Raw genomic sequence first — 18800 nt, 5'->3', positions numbered from 1 at the left:
TCGGCTTGCCGGGTGACGGCGACTCGGTTGGAATAGGAGCGTGCATCTTTTCGGGGATGCCGGCGTTTATGATTACCAACCGGCGCAGCCGCCAGGGAACAGCAGCATGAGCGAACACGCGATCGAGTTCTTGCAGGAGTGGATCGGCGAAAAGGTCCACTGCCAGTCCTCGCTTGACAGGATCGAGGAGCAGGCCGAGACCCTCGCCAGGGAATGCGCGGCGAAGGCGGCTGAGGCCGGCATACCGCTGGAGGATATCCAGGAAGAGGTCGGCGACATTCAGGAACTTATCGCGTCGAGGCTGGAAGAGGCGGCTGAGGCCGACCAGGACGAAAAGAATTCGTACTAATGCATGTCGCCCAAAAGTGCGCAGCGGTTTTGGGATAACGACATGCATAAACAAAGAACTAAAGCGCGTCGCATGAATCCCTTCAAACGCGACGCGCTTTAGCGAGTGACATGCCGACCCGGCGAAAGGCATCTATCTACCAGGCTCAACCATTTCCAAGACCTGTGCGACGCGTGACACGCCACACAGTCCTACTTTCCCTGACTTGCACCGAATTTGCCCTTGAGCCATGCCTTCGGCAGCGCCGGCACGAAATTGCCGTCGCGCCCGGTCATGTCGTCATTGGCGACCAGCGCATTGAGGATTGCTTCCTCCACACATTCGATCACGGTGTCGAAGAACGGGTCGATGTCGCTATCCGGGATAAAATCGGCGCTGGCGATGCCGCCTGACGGCGCCAGCGCCGCCTCGCGGTTGGCGGTCGAAAAGGCCAGGAAAATATCGCCCGAGCTATGATAGCCGAAGCCGCCGGTCATGGCGACGCCGAGCGGCATCCGGCGGGCGAGCCGCTTCATCTGATGCGGCAGCAACGGCGCATCGGTGGCGACGACCCCAATGATCGAACCTTTCTCGGCGCGCGGCGTGCTTTCGCGGATCGCCGGTTCCACGAGATCTGGCCCGGCGCGCAAGCCGCGAATGATAAAATTGCTCCGCTTGCCGAAATTCGCCTGCACGAACGCGCCGACCGTGTAGCGCTGGCCGTGCCATTCGACGATGCGCGATACCGTGCCGGAGCCTGCCTTGAAACCGAAGGCGATCATGCCGGTGCCGCCGCCGACGCTGCCTTCCTCGATCGATCCGCCGGTCGCGCCATCGAGTGCCGCGGCGACATGCTCTGATCTGAGATGGTGGCCGTTGATGTCGTTCAGGAAGCCGTCATAGGTTTCCGCCGCCACCGGCAGGCCCCAGCCGCTGTCGAGCGCGGCCGGCAGCACGCGCTGCATCCAGCGCAGCGTTCCGTCGCGTGAAACGCCGCAGGAATGCGTGTTGGTGATGGTGATCGGCAAATTGAAGGCACCGGTTTCCTCGATGATGTGCGAGCCGGTCAATTCGCCATTGCCGTTCTGGCTGAAGATACCGGCAAAGACCGGCGTGGCGAGATCGTCGCGCGGTCTGGGCAGGATAGCGGTCACGCCGGTGCGCACCGGTCCCTTGCCGACCACCAGCGCACCATCGCCCGAAATCAGCGTCGAATAACCAACCGCAACGCCAGCCACATCGGTGATGGCGTTGAACGGTCCGGGCGTGCCGTCAAAACTAATGCCGAAGGCTCTTGCACGCGACCTGCCGGAAGGCGTCCGGTGATGTGGATTGCCGGTCATGGGCATTCGGAAGTCATCGGGATGATGGGCGCCTGAAAATAATCATGGGCACTTAGAACAGGGAGCCTTGATTGCCGGGCTCCTTGGCTTTGGCGGCCGGCTTTGCAATTGTTTTCGGTCTTGCGGTACCGCTGGTCGCAACCGCATCGGCGGTTCCGTCAGCGAACTCCAGCGAAAGTGCCATACCCGGCACCACTTCCGCAGCTTGCTTGATCACTGCGCCGTCGGCGTCTTTCACCAAGGCGAAGCCCCGCGCCAGCACCGCCTTGTGCGACAGCGTCGCCAGCAGCCGGTCGGCCTGGGTCAGTTTTCCGCGCAAGCGTTCGAGCCGCACCGAAATCACCCGGTCCTGTCGCCGCGACAGCGCCGACAGGGCATCGGCCTGCAATTTCTGCCGCCTTGCGATCGGCGCGGGCGACAACCGCGCCGCGGTGCGCGAAAACCGCGTTCGCCGCTCGCGCACGATGGCGAAGAACGCCGCCTGCGCACGGGCGAGATCGCGGCCGGCCAGCGTGCGCGCCTCATTCATGCGTCGCGACAGAGTGGCCGGCGTCAGCCGCTGCGCTTGAAGCCTGGCTCGCTTGCGCTGGACGCTGACGGACAGCGCCCGGCCGAGCCGGCTCGTCGCCTCGTCGAAACGCCGGCGCGGCAGCGCCAGCAACTGGTCGGGCGAGGGCAGCGCGCGGGCGGCGGCACGGACCGCCTGGCGCTTGCGCTCGAAATTGCGCGATACCGCGGCCTTGAGCCGCGCACCAAGGCCGGCAAGCGTTACTTCGAGGTCGGCGCGCACGGGCACGGCGATTTCGGCGGCACCCGTCGGCGTCGGCGCCCGCACATCCGCCGCCAGGTCGATCAGCGTCCAGTCCGTTTCATGGCCGACAGCGGAGATCACCGGAATGCGCGAAGCGGCGACGGCGCGGGCCAGCGCCTCGTCATTGAACCCCCAAAGGTCCTCGAGGCTGCCGCCGCCGCGCGCCACGATCAACAGGTCGGGGTGCGGGATAATGCCATCCTGCGCCAGTGCGTTGAAGCCGTTGACGGCGGCGGTCACTTCCGCCCCTGCCGTCTCGCCCTGCACCCGTACCGGCCAGACAAGCACATGCAGCGGAAACCGGTCCTTGATCCGGTGTATGATGTCGCGGATGACGGAGCCTGTCGGCGAGGTGACGACGCCGATGACACGCGGCATGAACGGCAGCAAGCGCTTGCGGCCGGCATCGAACAGGCCTTCGGCCTGCAGCCGGCGCTTGCGCTCTTCCAGCAGCGCCATCAGCGCCCCGGCGCCGGCCGGTTCCAGATTGTCGATGACGATCTGGTAGGTGGACTTTCCGGGATAGGTGGTGAGCCGGCCGGTGGCGATCACCTCCATGCCTTCTTCGGGGCGGAATTTCAGCCGGCTCATCGTGGTTTTCCAGACCACGGCGTCGAGCCGTGCGCGGTCGTCCTTGAGGCAGAAATAGGCATGGCCGGAGGAATGCGGCCCGCGATAGCCTGATATTTCGCCGCGCACCCGCACATTGCCGAAGACGTCCTCGACTGTGCGCTTCAGCGCGCCGGAAATCTCGCTCACCGTGTATTCGGTGGCGTTGGTGCGTGATTCGGATACTGCGTCGCTCATTGGCCGATTGGGGGGCGGTTGTCCGTCCGCGTCAAGACGGGTGTATCCGGTGCCGGCCAATTGCGGGGGTTTTTCACCAGCCCGGCGAGATCTGGTTCGGCTTGGTCCGCTTCGTCTTAGAGAAGGCAAATGCCGGGAAGTCGAAGCTTCCCGTGTCTTCGCCGAGCGGCACGGAAATATTGTCGAGGCTTTCCGAAATGTGACGGGCCAGCGCGTCGACGATCTCCGGACGCGACGTCTGGCCGCGCATGATGCCGATGCGGCAATCGGGCAGGGCGCCGAACCCGTCGGCGTCGCCCAGAACCCGCATGCCGGGCCGCAGCGCGCATTCCGGCAGCACCGAGATCGCCAGGCCGGAAAGCACCGCGGCGGTGATGACTGTCGCCGAGAAGCTGGTGAACAGGATACGGTAGTCGCGGTTCTGCCGGTCGAGTACGTCGACCGCAGCCCGCCGCCAGATGCAGTTCGGCCGGCCGAAGGCCATCGGCAGAACTTCCTGCTCATGCGTGGCGTGGTTGGCCGAAGTGACCCACAGCAGCGGTTCGCGCCGCACCACTTCCGACTGGCCGTGTGCGTCATTGTGCGTCACCAGCGCCAGATCGAGATTGCCGCGCTTGATATGATCGACCAGCCCCGGCGTCGGCTCGCAGATCACGGTCAGTTCGACACGTGGATTGGAACGGGCGAAGCGGGCCATGATCTCGGGCAGGAAGCGGTCGGCATAGTCGTCCGGCGTGCCGATGCGGATCGTGCCTTCGAGCCGCCGGTCGTCGAAGGCGGCCAGCGTTTCCCGATTGAGGAACAGCAGCCGTCTTGCGTAGGAGAGCAGCCTGTCGCCTTCCTCGGTTAACCTGTTGATGCGGCCGTCCTTTTCGAACAGCGGCTTGCCGATCCGTTCCTCCAGCCGGCGCATCTGCATGGACACCGCCGACTGGGTCCGATGCACCGCTTCTGCCGCGCGGGTAAAGCTGCCGGTGTCGACGATCGAGACGAAGGTCTGCAACTGATCGAGATCGAGTGGCGCTTTCATCGGTCTCATCCATCACTAGTGTTGATGCTAAAGATTAGAAACATTCGTTGGATTAATCAATCGAACGATGGCAAATTTACGACTGTCCACATGACGGCATGTGAATCGGGACCGGAACGGCCGCTGTTTCCAGCGCCGATCGCCCGTCTTCGTCCGTTCGAATATGAAGGAGACTGACATGGCTACGTTTGATTTCGCCACCGAGACTTCGCGCATCACGTCGCGTCCGGCTATTGCGACGCGCGTGGTCAACACCATCTCCAACGTCTACCGCGCCTGGAAAAACCGCCGTGCGTTCTATCGCCTTGGTGAGATGTCGGATGCCGAACTTGCCGACATCGGCTTGACGCGCGCCGATCTCCACGTCGCCATCGACGTGCCTTTCGGCCGTGATCCAACCGAGAGGCTTCGCGTCATCGCGGCCGATCGCGTAGACACGATCGAGGACCTTGCCCGCAAAATGACCTGATCGCGTTGGTTGCGTGCCCTTGGGGTGCGCGGCGCTATAGGATTTCGCAGGCTCCCACTCCCTGCCGGTTCCCCGCCGGCCCGCCTGCACACTGCCCGGTCCTCCTAAGGACCGGGCATTTTCTTTGGGCGGCGCTCAAGATCAGGTTGCGGCCGCCTCGTCGGTTTAGCGCCGGTCCATGCCTCGCTTGAACTGATCGAAGATCGATTCCACGCCCTTCTGGTAATCGTCGCGCTGCTGCGCGCCCGCCTCGAACATTTTGCCGAACAAATCGTCGAACGGATTGCGTGGCCTGCCGCTCGGATTTGCCTGTGGCTGGGGCGCTTCGCGCTGCTGTGGTGCCTGACGCGGCTGCGACTGTTGCGCACCGCCGCCGAACATGTCCTGCAGCACCTTGCCGAGCGGATTGTCGCCGTAGGGATTGGGCGCCTTCTGCGGCTGACCCTGCGGCTGCTGCGCGCCGCCGAACATGTCCTGCAGCATTTTGCCGAACGGATTGTCCATCGGGCCGGGCTGTGGTGCCGGCGCCTGTGCCCCGCCAGCCTGCCGCATCATCTGCTCGATGATCTCGCCGAGCGGATTGCTGCCGCCGCCAAATCCGCCTGCTGCCTGCATCTGATTTGTGGTCTGCTTGAACAGGCCGCCCATCATCATCGAAGCCACGACCGGCAACATCTGCTGCAAGATCTGCTGGCTGACGCCGCTCGCCTGCGCTGCCTGGCTGGCAACGGCGCGGGACAGGTCTTTCGAGCCGAACAGATGGCCAAGAATGCCGTTGCCTTCATCGACGCCCTGCGGTGAGAAGGCCCGGCCTGCGTCCTCGAAATATTTGGCGTGCTGGCCGCTGGCCATTGCCGTCATGAACGCGCCGAGCCCGTAGGGGTCGGAGGTGCTGCGCTTCAGCCCCTGTGAAAAGGCCGGCAGCAGCGCCTCGACCGCCGATTGCGCTTGCTGCTGCGAAAGCCCGAACTGTTGGGCCAGGGCCTGCATGCCGTTGCCGTTCTGCGCCTGCGCCAGAATGTCGAACAAGGAAGGCATTGGTTTTCTCCTCCGGGAAATCCTCGTAGGAGAGAGCCTATCGCATCGGCCCGAAAATCGGAATCGATTTCGGAAAGCGCCTTTCCCGAACTGTCGGCCAGGCCGATAGCAAACGGCTAATAAGCATACTCCATGAACACCGGCTCGATCGAGCCGCCCCAGCGCGTATGATAGGCGGAGAGCAGCTCTTCGGCGCTGGTGGTGCCGCGCGCGACGACTTCGTCCAGCGTGCTGAGGAACGAAGTTTCGTCGTAGCCGTCGCGGTTCTTGCGGCCGCGGTTCTTCAGCCCCATGCGCGAGACGACGAGCACGTCGCGGGCGATCTCGCGCAGTGTCGTGTTGCGGAACGGCGCCGAAATACCCTGTTCCGGCACGGCGTTGCGCATCGCCAGCACTTCTTCATAGCTCCAGCTCGAGGTCAGCGCCTCGGCCGCGTCGAGCGCCGCCGCGTCATAGAGCAGCCCGACCCAGAAGGCCGGCAACGCGCAGATGCGCCGCCACGGCCCGCCATCGGCGCCGCGCATTTCAAGGAAACGCTTCAATCGCACGTCGGGGAACAGCGTCGACAAATGGTTCGCCCAATCGCCCATCGTCGGCAGCCCGTCGGGGATCTCGTTGCGGGCCGCACCCGCCATGAACTGCCGGAAGGTGACGTGCGTCATGTCGTGGTACTGGCCATCGCGGATGACGAAGTACATGGGCACGTCGAGCGCCCATTCGACATAGTCGGCGAAGCCGAAATCGGGCGAGAAGCAGAAGTCGAGCAGGCCCGAGCGCTGGTTGTCGGTGTCGCGCCAGATGTCGCCGCGCCAGCTCTGAAATCCGTTGGGCCGGCCCTCGGTGAACGGCGAGTTGGCGAACAGCGCCGTCGACAGCGGCTGCAGCTTCAGCGACACCTGCATCTTGCGGCGCATGTCGGCCTCGCTCTCGAAGTCGAGATTTACCTGGATGGTGCAGGTGCGGTACATCATGTCGAGGCCTTTGGTGCCGACCTTGGGCATGTAGCGCGTCATGATCTCGTAGCGCGATTTCGGCATTTTCGGCGTCTCGGCCAGCGACCATTTCGGGCTGCCGCCGAGGCCGAGGAAACGGATGCCCATCGGCTCGGCGATCTCGCGCACCTGCGCCAGATGCGCATTGCCCTCGCGGCAGGTCTGGTGGATCGTCTCCAGCGGCGCGCCGGACAGTTCGAACTGGCCGCCGGGCTCCAGCGAGATCGCGCCCTGGCCGGTCGGCTCGACCAGGCCGATAATGCGGCCGGCATCCATGATCGGATCCCAGCCGAGTTTTTCCTGCATGCCTTCGAGAATGGCGCGGATGCCGTGATCGCCGCCATAGGGCACCGGCGCATTGCCGTCGACATAGAATGGGAATTTCTCGTGTTCGGTGCCGATGCGCCATTTGTCGCGCGGCTTGTTGCCTTCAGCCAGATGCTCGACAAGCTCGTCGACGCCTTCGATCGGCCGGAAATCGGTTGTGTCGCGCGCCATGAACAGCCCTCCGACGCATGACCCGAAAATCGGCATCGATTTTCGGTGGGGATCATGCGCCAAACCAAGTGCTACAACGTCCTATGCGCGTCCGAAAGGACGCGCGGCGCTGCAGGCGGCCGGACGACCGCCGGCGCTAGATGGACGAAATGTCAGTAGGCGATCAAGCGAAAAATCCTGAGCCACAGGGTAATTGGAATTGATCACCAATCCCCGACCGTCGCCTGTATCACCGCCAGTGCCGCCACCGCAGCCGTGTCGGCGCGCAGGATGCGCGGACCGAGCGGAATGGCCGTGACGAATGGCAGCGCCCTCAGCATCCTCCGTTCCTCGTCGGAAAACCCGCCCTCGGGCCCGACCAGCAGCCCGAACTTCTTCTCCCGTAGCGCTTGCAGCGCCGGCAGCGGATTGTTGGTGGAGGCATCCTCGTCGCAGAAGATCAACCGCCGCTCCTTGTCCCAGCCGGCCAGCAGGCGTTCGAATTTTTCCGCTTCGCGCACGTCCGGCACCGCCAGGATGCCGCATTGTTCGGCGGCCTCGACGACATTGGCACGCACGCGTTCGATGCCGGGCTTTGCCACTTGCGTGTGCTGGGTGATGACCGGTTGCAGGACGCCGGCGCCCATCTCGACCGCCTTCTGCACCAGATAGTCGAGCCGACCCTGCTTTATCGGCGCAAAGCAGTAGACGAGATCTGGCAGCGGCGGCTGCGGCCGCTGCAACGCCAGCACCTTCAGGCGTACCGCCTTTTTTGATTTGGCGGCGATCGCCGCCGACCATTCGCCGTCGCGGCCGTTGAACAACAGGACTTCGGCACCTTCGCCGAGCCGCAGCACATGCATCAGGTAATGGCTATGCTGCGGGCTCGCCTCGAACTCGATATCCGGTCCGAGGTCGTCCGGCACGAACAGCCGCTGCATCTTGTAATTGGCGCGCATCGCCGAGGAATGGGCGAGCCAAACCCTGACGTCAAGCCTCAGCGCTCGCGTGCCAGACCGGTTCGTAGCCTTGCCTCAGCACGGAAACGGTGGTTGTCGGCGTGAGCAGGCGGATTGGGCGGTCGGCGAAGCCGCCGAACGCTACCGGTTCGTCCCCCACGCGATCACCATAGCCTGCGAACGACCAGCGCAGTGCCTTGCCGCCGCGCATCGCGTAGGCGTTGCCGCCGTCCGCAACCATGGCGCCGTCCGGCAACCCGGCAAGCTCTTCTGCAGATACGACCGGTGCCGGCCCACCCGACGCCAGCCGCTCCTTATGCAGGCGCTTGTCGACTTGCGGCGCACGCGGCTCGGCAATGCCGAAGGCGATGCCGAAGCGCTGGACGAAATCGCTGGCCCGGTCGCGCCGGCAGAAGAAGCAAGGCCGATGCCCGGCCGAGAGCGCGGTCACCTCGTCCAGGAAAAACAGCTCGGTCCAGCCGGCCTTGCCACCATTCCTGTTGCGGCCCATTGGCTCACGCCGCACATCGCGGAATTCGCAGACGCAGATGATCCAGGCCTGCAGCGCCCAGCGCTTTTTCAGCAGCGTCTTCGTTTCGGGGTCATGGATGATGCCGCGATTGCCCATGAACAGGCCGCGCTCCGGCACGGCGTGGATGACGCCGAACGGGTCGACCCGATTCTGCAGTGGCATAGCTTTCTCCCCGAATACGCATCTTGGCTGGAACGACGGCGGCATGATATCGCTCGTCGCATCATTTTCATGTCAGCAGGTTTGTCGATGCGGGTGCTGGTGGTCCAGAATTTCGACAGTGAGGGCCTTGGCCAGATCGGCGCAGCTCTTGTCGAGGCGGGCGCCGATATCGACCTGCGACGGCCCTATTGTGGCGAGGCGCTGCCGCACGACAGCACTGCGCACGACGCCATGGTCGTGCTCGGCGGCGCCCAGAATGCGCTGGATGACGAGATTTGTCCGTATTTTCCTGAACTGCTCGACCTGACGCGCGATTTCGCCGGCAAGGATCGCGCCGTGCTCGGTATTTGCCTTGGCAGCCAGCTGGTCGCACGTGCCTTCGGCGGCGAGAACCGGATCGGCGCCGCCTCGGAATTCGGCTGGCACAAGGTCTCGCTCACACCGGCGGCGAAGGCCGATCCGGTGCTCGCCGCACTGCCCGAAAATTTCCCCATCTTCGAGTGGCACGACGACACCTTTGTCTTGCCAGAAGATGCCGTGCGGCTCGCCGGAAACGAAGTCGCCGAGAACCAGGCGTTTCGCATCGGCCGGGCCGTCTATGGCTTCCAGTTCCATTTCGAGGCGGACCGGCCGATGGTCCGCGACTGGAGCACATCCTTCGCATCGCTCATTGCCGAACGGCATCCAGACTGGAGCGACCGGCTCGACGACGAAATGGCCGGCAACGGAGCGGATGCCGATGCCGCCGGGCTGGCCATCGCCCGCGCCTGGGTGGCGACGATCTGACGGCTGTCGGTGCCGACGTTGCATATTTGGCACGCCGGCAAAAATCCGCTGTGGACAGCTTGTTTCCTCATTGGCTTGTGGCCGCCCGCCACCCTAGAAGGCACGCGCTCTGCATCTTCCGTGCAACGCGATGAACCTTTTGGGTCACTCGCGCGACACACCGCCGATACAGAACATGCCTAGAAGCGCGAAATCGTCGAAACTTTGCGACGCATTTTCCGTTTCAACCCAATCGTAACCCGCCTCGTGCACAGATGCAGAAAGCTCAACAAGAGATGACGTCCGTGAAAGCAGCGCTTCTGTCCTTTGTCATGTTGTCGGCCATCGTGTTGTGCGGCTTCGGCACCTATGCCGGCGACGCAGCCAACAACCACAACGCCGTCGACGGCTACGGCGTCACCGCCGCGCTTCGCTAAAACAAAGCCTTGAGGCGCGACGCGCTTTAAGCCTTCTCGCCTGACACCACCAGGATACGCTTGTCGGCGCCGTCGATGACGAGCGCGCTGAGATTCCCCGTCTGGTAGGCGAGCGTGTCGATATTGACGCGGTTGACCATCACCTCCGCCTCTGGCACCGGCGTGTGGCCATGCACCACGATCTTCGGATGCAGGCCGGAATGGTTGTGGAAGACATCGCGGATCCAGATCAGGTCCTGGGTGCTCTGACTTTCGAGCGCAATGCCTGGCCGGATGCCGGCATGGCAGAAGAAGAAGTCGCCGAAGGTCAGTGAAAACGGCAGCGACTGCAGGAAGTCGACATGGCTTTTCGGCACGGCCTGGACCAGCGCGGCATGGCCTTGCCGCAGCGCCGCCTCGGATCTGCCAAACCACGCGCCGCCACCTTCATTGAGCGCCACGCCATAGGATTGCGCGGTCTGGATGCCGCCATAGCGCATGAAAAGTCCATCCGCATCGGGAGCATTGAGGAAGTCGAGGAAGCCGATGTCGTGGTTGCCGGCGAGCATCAGGTGGCGCGGGTCGCGTTTCCGCACTTCGATCAGGAAATCGATGACGCTCTTGGAGTCCGGGCCGCGGTCGACATAGTCGCCGAGATGGATGACACGCCAGTCGGCCGGCCGCGCCTGGCGGATCTCGGCCGCAATCCGTCGGTACATGGCGGCGAGCAGGTCGAGCCGGCCATGCACGTCGCCGACCGCATAGATGCGCATGCCTTCCGGTCCGCGCGCGTCGAGAAAGTGGATGCCGGGGGTGGTCAATGCGTCCATCTCCGTGATCATGCCGTCACGGGCGTCTAACGCCGAAGCTGATCCTTGCCCATGTCGGTTACCAGACGCTTTCCGCACAGTGCCAGCGTTATGTCCATCTCCTTGCGGATGATTTCCAAGGCTTTTGTGACCCCTTCCTTGCCTAGCGCGCCGAGGCCGTAAAGGAAAGGCCGGCCGATATAGGTGCCCTTGGCGCCGAGGCACAGCGCCTTCAGCACGTCCTGGCCCGAGCGGATGCCGCCGTCCATATGCACCTCGATCGTGTCGCCGACCGCGTCGGCGATCTCTTCCAGCACCTCGATCGACGACGGCGCACCGTCGAGCTGGCGTCCGCCATGATTGGAGACGATGATCGCGTCGGCGCCGGTCTTGGCTGCCATCAGCGCGTCTTCCTTGTCGAGGATGCCCTTCAGGATCAGCTTGCCGCCCCAGCGCTCCTTGATCCAGGCAACGTCCTTCCACGACAGATGCGGATCGAATTGCTCCGTCGTCCACGATGACAGCGAGGTGAGGTCGCCGACGCCCTTGGCGTGGCCGACGATGTTGCGGAAGGTCCGGCGCCTGGTGCCTGCCATGCCAATGCACCAGCCCGGCCGGGTCGCCACCTGCCAGACATGCTTCGGCGTGAAGCGCGGCGGCGCCGAAAGCCCGTTGCGGATATCCTTGTGGCGCTGGCCGAGGATCTGCAGGTCGAGCGTCAGCACCAGCGCCGAGCATTTCGCCGCCTTCGCCCTGTCGATGAGACTGAGGACGAAATCCTTGTCGCGCAGCACATAGAGCTGGAACCAGAACGGCTTCTTGGTCACTGATGCAACATCCTCGATCGAACAGATGCTCATCGTCGACAGCGTGAACGGCACGCCGAACTCCTCCGCCGCCTGCGCCGCCAGCATCTCGCCGTCGGCATGCTGCATGCCGGTCATGCCAGTCGGCGCCAGCGCCACCGGCATCGCCACCTTCTCGCCGATCATGGTCGATTCCAGCGATCGGTTGCTCATGTCGACCATCACGCGCTGGCGGAACTTGATCTTTTGGAAGTCCTCCTCGTTGGCCCGGTAGGTGCTTTCGGTCCATCCACCGGAATCGGCATAGTCGAAGAACATCTTCGGCACGCGGCGGCGCGCCAGGTCCTTGAGATCGGCGATGGTGAGGATCATGCTCATGGGCTTCCCGCTGATTGTTCGCTAATTCGTCGCTGTTGATTTTTCTTAGCTGGCGCTCACGAGCGTCTCCTTGCCGGCTCGCCGTCGCCGGCTTCGGAGCGCTGCATCAGTCTCAGCCGCGACACACGCTGCCAGTCGCCGCTGCGCTCGGCCTCGGCCATGGTGCGTTCGACATGGGTGATGTGGTCCATCGCCGCTTGCCGTGCGGCCGCCGGATCGCCGGCCTTCACCGCCGCGTAGATCGCCCGGTGCTGCGAGAGCAGCGCTTCGCGCGCGCCCGGCACGTTGAACACCAGGAGCCGGTTCTGGAAGACGCCCTCCGACAGCAGCCGGTAGCACGAGCGCAGCGTGTGCAGGAGGATGATGTTGTGCGCGCATTCGCAGATCGCGTGGTGGAACTCGACGTCGATTTCCGCCTCGTCGTCGAAATTGCCGGTCCGGTGCGCCTCGTCCATGCGCGCCATGATGCGGTCGAGCAGCGCCAGGTCGTCTGATGTGGCGCGCCGCGCCGCATACTCGGCCGCCACCGCCTCGATCTCGCGGCGGTATTCCAGATAGTCGGTCGCCGCCTTGCGGTGCATGGATATCAGGTCCGTCACCGGCTTGGTGAACAACTGGCCGATGACGTCGGCGACATGGGTGCCGCCGCCGGGCCGCGTGGTCAAAAGCCCGCGCCCCTCCAGCGCCTTCAGCGCATCGCGCAGGATCGGCCGCGACACCTCGAACCGGCGTGCCAGCTCGCGCTCGCCCGGCAGCCTGTCGCCGGTGCGCAGAACGCCTTCGAGGATCAGGCTCTCGATCTGCTGCATCACCTCGTCGGCGGTGCGGGAATGCTCGATCCTGGAGAAAATGTCGCTCAACGGGGATGCCTGGGGATTGAACCGGTGCCGCGCAAGATAAAGCCAGCGTCGCCAACTGGTCAAATTATTTATCCAATTCGTCGGTTTGGCCGGGTTCAACCTCGTCGCGGCATATCGCTTTCGGCTAACTTGTCGTTTGCGTCCCCCGGCAATTGGCTCTAGAGGGACGCGAGTGCACCGAGCCCGGGGGACCAGCCGTGGCAGATGACCCGTCCAATCTCGAATTTCAGCCGCGCGTTGAGGGCAGCGTCATGGGCTTTCCCGCGCATGAGGGACGGCCTGGCGCGCTCGGCGAGGTTCACGCCCGTCCGCATCCGCTGGTCGAGAAACCGCGCGTGCTGGTGCAGCTTTCGTTCATGACCGAAGCTGGGTCCGGCGTCGACCAAGCCGTGCTTTCCGAATTGTCGCGGCGCCTCGGCATCGCCGTGCCTGACCCTCATGCCCGCCACCACGCGATGAAGTGGGGCAAGGGCTCGCTGCGCTGGGAACGGCACACGGAATTCTCCACCTATCTGTGGGAAGGACCGCTCTCGGAGAGCGGCCAGCGCCAGGAAGGTTCGCCTTTCGGCAACGGGTTTTCGCCGCCGGGAACGGTGATTTCCGGCATCAGACTCGAAATCCGCAAATGGACGCAGGCGAGCGAAAGGCTGATCGCCGGCTTCGACCCGACCAGCCTGTGCTATTCGCTGGTCGAGCGCGGCAACGCCGCCATCGTCACCGATTTCCGCCAGGACGGTGACGGCATGACCCGCATGCTGGTGCTCGACCGCGGCCTGACGCCGGCACGCACCGGCGCGCTGGCGCAACGGCTGATCGATATCGAAACCTACCGCACGCTGGCCATGCTTGGCCTGCCGCTGGCGCTGATGCTGTCCGGTCGCGCGCGCCGCATTGAGGACAGGCTGGCACAGACCACACTGGAAATGAAAGTCGCCGAAACCCGCGACAACCAGACGCTGCTTGCCGACCTGACCGAGCTTGCCGCCGAACTGGAGGCCGATGCAGCCTCCAGCCTCTATCGCTTCGGCGCCAGCCGCGCCTATGACGGCATCGTCCGCGAACGGCTGGAGGCGCTGGAGGAAGAAGCGGTGCCCGGCTACGACACCTGGGGCGGTTTCCTGCAGCGCCGCGTCGCCCCAGCCATGCGCACCTGCCGTTCGGTCGAGGAGCGTCAGGCCAATCTGTCGACGAAACTCACCCGCGCCACCACGCTGCTGCGCACCTGGGTTGACGTCGAGGTCGAGAAGCAGAACCGCGATCTGCTGGCGTCGATGAACAACCGCGCCCGCCTGCAATTGCGGCTGCAGCAGACAGTGGAGGGTCTCTCGGTCGCGGCCGTCTCCTACTACGTCGTCGGCCTCATCGGCTACGTCGCCAAGGGCGCCTCGATCTTCGGCCGTGCCGTCGCGCCCGAGGTCGTCACCGCCGCCTCGGTGCCGCTCGCCATCCTGCTGGTCTGGTGGGGCGTGCGCCGTGTGCGCCGCCTGCACTCCGAACCCGCCAAGCAGGCAGCGGAGTAAAAGCCTTACCCTCCCCCTTGTGGGGAGGGTCGGCGAGCAAGCTGAGCGAAGCGAAGTTTGCGAAACAGGGTGGGGATGCTCATAAAGCGCGTCCCTCTCGCCGACCCCCACCCGCTCACTTCGTTCGCGACCCTCCCCACAAGGGGGTGTTTGGACCGGGGACATCGCGCTCGTGTCCTCGAATGGCATCTCGAACCTCCCGGCGCAAAGCGCGCCAAACTGTTCGCGATGTCCTCGCACACCTGTTCGCGATGTCCCGGTCCAAACAAGGGAGAGGGTAAAACTGCAGCGGCAGATTGTCGCCGCGGAAGGCGGTGCAGGTGTCGGCTCCGATTTCGGCCAAAGCAGGATTTGCAACAGGCGCCTCCCGCTGGTAAAAGATTTTTACCAGTCGATCGAAGGAGACTGTTGATGTCCGGCCTGCTGATGCCGAAGCCAGACGACGCCACGATGCGCCGGCGCGACGAGATCGTCGCCGATATGCGCATCATCGTGCCGGGCGAAGGCGTCGTCGACGCTGCCAATTCGATGCGCGCCTTCGAGAGCGACGGCCTCACCGCCTATCGGCAATTGCCGCTGGTCGTGGTGCTGCCCGAAACGGTGGTGCAGGTCTCGCGCGTGCTGAAATATTGCAACGACCGTAACATCCGCGTTGTGCCGCGCGGTTCCGGCACCTCGCTGTCCGGCGGCGCGCTGCCGCTGGAAGACGCCGTGCTGCTGGTGATGAGCAGGTTCAACCGCATTCTCGAGATCGATTTTCCCAACCGCATCGTCGTCGCCCAGCCGGGCGTCACCAATCTCGGCATCACCACCGCCGTCGAGCAGGAGGGCTTTTATTACGCCCCCGATCCATCCTCCCAAATCGCCTGCTCGATCGGCGGCAATGTCGCGGAGAATTCCGGCGGCGTGCATTGCCTGAAATACGGCCTCACCGCCAATAATGTGCTCGGCATCGAGATGGTGCTGATGAACGGCGAGGTGGTGCGGCTCGGCGGCAAGCATCTCGACGCGGAAGGCTACGACCTGCTCGGGGTGATGACCGGTTCCGAAGGGCTTCTCGGCGTCGTCACCGAGGTCACCGTGCGGATACTGAAGAAGCCGGAGACGGCGCGCGCGCTGCTGATCGGCTTCCCGACCAGCGAGCAGGGCGGTCAATGCGTCGCCGACATCATCGGCGCCGGCATCATCCCGGGCGGCATGGAGATGATGGACCGCCCGGCGATCCACGCGGCCGAGGATTTCGTCCATGCCGGTTATCCCTTGGATGTCGAGGCGCTGCTGATCGTCGAGCTGGACGGGCCGGGCGTCGAGGTCGATCATTTGATCGGCCTTGTCGAAGCCATCGCCCACAAGAACGGCTCGACGACCTGCCGAGTATCGCAATCTGAGCAGGAGCGGCTGAGTTTTTGGGCCGGCCGCAAGGCTGCCTTTCCGGCGGTCGGCCGCATTTCGCCAGACTATTACTGCATGGACGGCACCATTCCGCGCAAAGAACTGCCGCGCGTCCTGCACGGCATGCGCGAACTCTCCGAAAAATACGGGCTCGGCGTCGCCAATGTCTTCCATGCCGGCGACGGCAATCTGCATCCGCTCATCCTCTATGACGCCAATGTGCCGGGCGAACTCGACAAGGCGGAGAGTTTCGGCGCCGACATCCTGCGGCTCTGCGTCAAGGTCGGCGGCGTGCTGACCGGCGAGCACGGCGTGGGGGTGGAGAAGCGCGACCTGATGCCGGACATGTTCAACCAGATCGACCTCGACCAGCAGATGCGGGTCAAATGCGCTTTCGACCCCAACCATCTGCTCAACCCGGGCAAGGTGTTTCCGCAGCTGCGCCGTTGCGCCGAGCTCGGACGCATGCACGTGCATCGCGGCCAGACGGCGTTTCCGGACATTCCGAGGTTTTGATGGTAGCGTCGCAGAATGGCGGTTCCTCGCCCCCGCAAAGCGGGGGAGAGGTGGCTCGGGCGAGCCCGAGACGGAGAGGGGGGCGACCGATGCGCCGAGCCGGCGTTCACCGGAAAAGATCACACGCGCCCGTGCGCTTCGGCGCGGCGATAATCTGGCGGAAGCGACCCTCTGGAACGAACTGAAGGCCAGAAGGCTAGGCAGGTACAAATTCGTGCGTCAGATGCCGATTGGGCCATACTTTGCCGACTTTGCGTGCCGGAGCGAAAGGCTGGTCGTTGAGCTGGACGGAAACCAACATGCCGAGAATTCTTACGACAGACGACGTGATGAATTCATGCGTGGTGAAGGGTTCTCGGTGATGCGGTTCTGGAACGTCGACGTTCTGAAAAAATCGAGGAGCGTTTGCGACACCATTCTCGCGACACTGGAAGGGCGATTAGCCGAAGACGTGGCTGCCCCAGACCTGCGCTTCGTTTTTGCGGCCAAGAAGGTTGGAGGTGGCGCTCTATGATTGCCCCCTCTCCGGTTTGCTTCGCAAACCACCTCTCCCCCACTCTGTGGGGGCGAGGAACCCAAGTTCTGCTACCTCATTCCCGGGCGTTCGGGGCTTTTGAGACGACGGCGTATCAAAATGAAGGTTCCTCGCCCCCGCAAAGCGGGGGAGAGGTGGCTCGGGCAAAGCCCGAGACGGAGAGGGGGTCTGCGGCCGATGTGCGCCCAGGACGGCCATGACCACCTTCACCCCCTCCAGCGCCGCCGAAACCCTCGCCACCGTCGCCTGGGCTGCCGCGGAAGAATCGCCGCTCGAAATCATCGGCCATGGCTCCAAGCGCGGCATCGGCCGTCCGCTGCAGACCGAACACACGCTCGACCTGTCGAAACTGTCAGGCGTGACACTCTACGAGCCGGCCGAACTGGTGCTGTCGGCGAAGGCCGGCACGCCGCTTGCCGAGATTGAAAAATTACTTGCCGAAAACGGTCAGCAGCTTGCCTTCGAACCGCTGGACTATGGCCCGCTGCTCGGCGGCGAAAAGGGAAAAGGCACGATCGGCGGCGTGCTGGCCGCGAACCTTTGCGGCCCGCGCCGGCTGAAGGCCGGGGCGGCGCGCGACCATATTCTCGGCATAGCAGCGGTTTCGGGTCGGGGCGAGGCGTTCAAGTCGGGCGGTCGCGTGGTCAAGAACGTCACCGGCTACGACCTCTCCAAGCTCATGGCCAACAGCTGGGGCACGCTTGCCGTCCTCACCGACGTCACCTTCAAGGTGCTGCCGTCAGCCGAGACCGAAGTCACGCTGGCTTTGCGCGGCCTGCTTGACGATCACGCCGCCGCCGCCATGGCGCTGGCGCTCGGCTCCAGCGCCGAAGTGTCGAGTGCTGCCCATCTTCCCGAACGCGTTGCCGCACGGGTCGCCGGCGGCAGTCTCGGCAGCGCGGCGGCGACGCTGCTGCGCGTCGAGGGGTTCGGGCCGTCGGTCGCCTACCGCATCGCCACGCTGAAAGATCTGCTCGGAAATGCCGGCCCGCTCGAGGAAATTTCGGGCGAGATCTCGCGCTCCGTCTGGCGCGATGTCCGCGATTGCGCGCCGTTTGCCGACGGCCTGGAAAAGCCGGTGTGGCGCGTGTCGATGGCGCCGGCGCAAGGCCACCAGATGGTGCTGGCGCTGCGCATGCAGGCGGCGGTCGATGCCTTCTATGACTGGCAGGGCGGACTGATCTGGCTGCGAATGGAGCATGGCGATCCCGAAGCCGATCTTCTGCGCGGACTGGTGAGACAGTATGGCGGCGGCCATGCGACGCTGGTGCGCGCCGCCCCCTCGCATCGCGCAGCTGTGCCGGTGTTCGAGCCGCAGGTGCCGCAGCTGGCAGCATTGTCGGCCAGGCTCAAAGCCGAATTCGATCCCAAGAATATCCTCAATCCCGGCCGTATGGCGCCGGCTGCAGGCTCTGCTACTCTTGGCCCGGCAACCGAGGGAGCAGCATCATGAGCGACACCAATCCAGGCCCGGTTGATTCAAATAAGCCCGCACCGCGCCAGACCGACCGCTGGCTGGAGCCGGGTTCGACCAACGCACTGGTCATCTACATCCTTTATCTCGCCAGCCTCGTCATCGGCGTCACCGGTATTGTCGGCATCGTTCTGGCCTATATCAACCGCGGCAAGGCTGGCGGCTTCGTCGAGAGCCACTACACATTCCTGATCCGCACCTTCTGGATCGGTCTGCTCTATGCGCTGATCTCGGCTGGGCTGATGATGGTGGCGATAGGCTTCGTGCTGATGTTCGCCGTCGCCGTGTGGTTCATCGCCCGCTGCATTCTCGGCCTGCAGGCGCTGCAGCGTGGCGAGCCGGTCAAAGACCCGGAAAGTTGGTTCCTCGGATTATAGGTTT

19 protein-coding genes are annotated in these 18800 nt (G+C 64.2%); 9 read left to right on the top strand and 10 right to left on the bottom strand.

Translation table 11 applies throughout. From position 1 onward, the window contains the following. Positions 1-106: 106 nt before the first annotated feature. Positions 107-349: a hypothetical protein gene (locus AC0L3N_RS18520; RefSeq protein ID WP_473548965.1), complete on the top strand. Its 243-nt coding sequence runs from the start codon at positions 107-109 to the stop codon at positions 347-349. Between the two features lie 191 nt (positions 350-540). On the opposite strand, the gene AC0L3N_RS18515 is transcribed toward AC0L3N_RS18520, so the two are convergent. The 3 genes from AC0L3N_RS18515 to AC0L3N_RS18505 form a co-directional block, all read right to left on the bottom strand. After that, a complete protein-coding gene (locus tag AC0L3N_RS18515; protein WP_473548964.1) occupies positions 541-1671 on the bottom strand; it encodes a DmpA family aminopeptidase in 1131 nt (376 codons plus the stop codon). Positions 1672-1723: 52 nt separating this feature from the next. Continuing rightward, positions 1724-3289, bottom strand: coding sequence for an exodeoxyribonuclease VII large subunit (gene xseA, locus AC0L3N_RS18510; RefSeq protein ID WP_473548963.1), 1566 nt, complete (start codon positions 3287-3289; stop codon positions 1724-1726). A 73-nt stretch (positions 3290-3362) separates the two neighbouring features. Next, a complete protein-coding gene (locus AC0L3N_RS18505) occupies positions 3363-4319 on the bottom strand; it encodes a LysR substrate-binding domain-containing protein (RefSeq protein ID WP_123146720.1) in 957 nt (318 codons plus the stop codon). 178 nt (positions 4320-4497) lie between these two features. Between AC0L3N_RS18505 and AC0L3N_RS18500 the strand changes: the two genes are divergently transcribed. Further along, on the top strand, positions 4498-4788 hold the full coding sequence (locus AC0L3N_RS18500; protein ID WP_123147428.1) for a DUF1127 domain-containing protein: 291 nt from the start codon (positions 4498-4500) through the stop codon (positions 4786-4788). A gap of 165 nt (positions 4789-4953) precedes the next feature. Here the strand turns inward: AC0L3N_RS18500 and AC0L3N_RS18495 are convergent, their stop codons facing one another. From AC0L3N_RS18495 to AC0L3N_RS18480, 4 genes are all read right to left on the bottom strand, one after another. After that, positions 4954-5826: a DUF937 domain-containing protein gene (locus tag AC0L3N_RS18495; protein WP_123146721.1), complete on the bottom strand. Its 873-nt coding sequence runs from the start codon at positions 5824-5826 to the stop codon at positions 4954-4956. 116 nt (positions 5827-5942) lie between these two features. Further along, positions 5943-7316 (bottom strand): glutamate--cysteine ligase, encoded by a 1374-nt coding sequence (locus tag AC0L3N_RS18490; protein WP_473548962.1) that lies wholly within the window; start codon positions 7314-7316, stop codon positions 5943-5945. A gap of 203 nt (positions 7317-7519) precedes the next feature. Further along, positions 7520-8254, bottom strand: coding sequence for a 16S rRNA (uracil(1498)-N(3))-methyltransferase (locus AC0L3N_RS18485; protein WP_123146723.1), 735 nt, complete (start codon positions 8252-8254; stop codon positions 7520-7522). A 31-nt stretch (positions 8255-8285) separates the two neighbouring features. Further along, positions 8286-8948 carry a hypothetical protein gene (locus tag AC0L3N_RS18480; protein ID WP_123146724.1) on the bottom strand — a complete coding sequence of 221 codons (663 nt, stop codon included), beginning with the start codon at positions 8946-8948 and terminating at the stop codon, positions 8286-8288. Between the two features lie 87 nt (positions 8949-9035). Here AC0L3N_RS18480 and AC0L3N_RS18475 point away from each other — a divergent pair, with 87 nt between their 5' ends. After that, complete coding sequence (locus AC0L3N_RS18475; RefSeq protein WP_123147429.1) at positions 9036-9734, top strand: type 1 glutamine amidotransferase; 699 nt, start codon at positions 9036-9038, stop codon at positions 9732-9734. 284 nt (positions 9735-10018) lie between these two features. Further along, the gene (locus AC0L3N_RS18470; RefSeq protein WP_258124092.1) at positions 10019-10150 is read left to right on the top strand and encodes a hypothetical protein; all 132 of its coding nucleotides are present in this window, start codon (positions 10019-10021) and stop codon (positions 10148-10150) included. A 26-nt stretch (positions 10151-10176) separates the two neighbouring features. Here AC0L3N_RS18470 and AC0L3N_RS18465 read toward each other — a convergent pair whose 3' ends face one another. The 3 genes from AC0L3N_RS18465 to AC0L3N_RS18455 are packed head-to-tail and all read right to left on the bottom strand — an operon-like array spanning position 10177 to position 12982. Then, the gene (locus AC0L3N_RS18465) at positions 10177-10950 is read right to left on the bottom strand and encodes a metallophosphoesterase (RefSeq protein ID WP_473549016.1); all 774 of its coding nucleotides are present in this window, start codon (positions 10948-10950) and stop codon (positions 10177-10179) included. Positions 10951-10985: 35 nt separating this feature from the next. Further along, positions 10986-12122 carry an alpha-hydroxy acid oxidase gene (locus AC0L3N_RS18460; RefSeq protein WP_123146726.1) on the bottom strand — a complete coding sequence of 379 codons (1137 nt, stop codon included), beginning with the start codon at positions 12120-12122 and terminating at the stop codon, positions 10986-10988. Positions 12123-12178: 56 nt separating this feature from the next. Further along, positions 12179-12982: a FadR/GntR family transcriptional regulator gene (locus AC0L3N_RS18455; RefSeq protein WP_473548960.1), complete on the bottom strand. Its 804-nt coding sequence runs from the start codon at positions 12980-12982 to the stop codon at positions 12179-12181. Positions 12983-13179: 197 nt separating this feature from the next. Here AC0L3N_RS18455 and AC0L3N_RS18450 point away from each other — a divergent pair, with 197 nt between their 5' ends. The 5 genes from AC0L3N_RS18450 to AC0L3N_RS18430 all read left to right on the top strand — a co-directional run bounded on the left by AC0L3N_RS18450 (position 13180) and on the right by AC0L3N_RS18430 (position 18796). Further along, entirely contained in the window at positions 13180-14502 is a 1323-nt protein-coding gene (locus AC0L3N_RS18450) for a DUF3422 family protein (RefSeq protein WP_123146728.1), read from the top strand. 411 nt (positions 14503-14913) lie between these two features. After that, positions 14914-16410, top strand: a complete 1497-nt coding sequence (locus tag AC0L3N_RS18445) for an FAD-linked oxidase C-terminal domain-containing protein (RefSeq protein WP_473548958.1) — start codon at positions 14914-14916, stop codon at positions 16408-16410. Positions 16411-16528: 118 nt separating this feature from the next. Further along, on the top strand, positions 16529-16924 hold the full coding sequence (locus AC0L3N_RS18440; RefSeq protein ID WP_473549014.1) for an endonuclease domain-containing protein: 396 nt from the start codon (positions 16529-16531) through the stop codon (positions 16922-16924). A gap of 217 nt (positions 16925-17141) precedes the next feature. Further along, positions 17142-18398, top strand: coding sequence for an FAD-binding protein (locus AC0L3N_RS18435; protein ID WP_473548957.1), 1257 nt, complete (start codon positions 17142-17144; stop codon positions 18396-18398). Further along, positions 18395-18796, top strand: a complete 402-nt coding sequence (locus AC0L3N_RS18430) for a DUF4870 family protein (RefSeq protein WP_123146732.1) — start codon at positions 18395-18397, stop codon at positions 18794-18796. Before AC0L3N_RS18435 ends, AC0L3N_RS18430 begins: the two co-directional genes overlap by 4 nt. Positions 18797-18800: the final 4 nt, after the last annotated feature.

This window comes from Mesorhizobium sp. WSM4807, assembly GCF_055811615.1.
The sequence above is the reverse complement of the archived record's forward strand: the minus strand, read 5'-3'. Positions and strand labels throughout refer to the sequence as shown.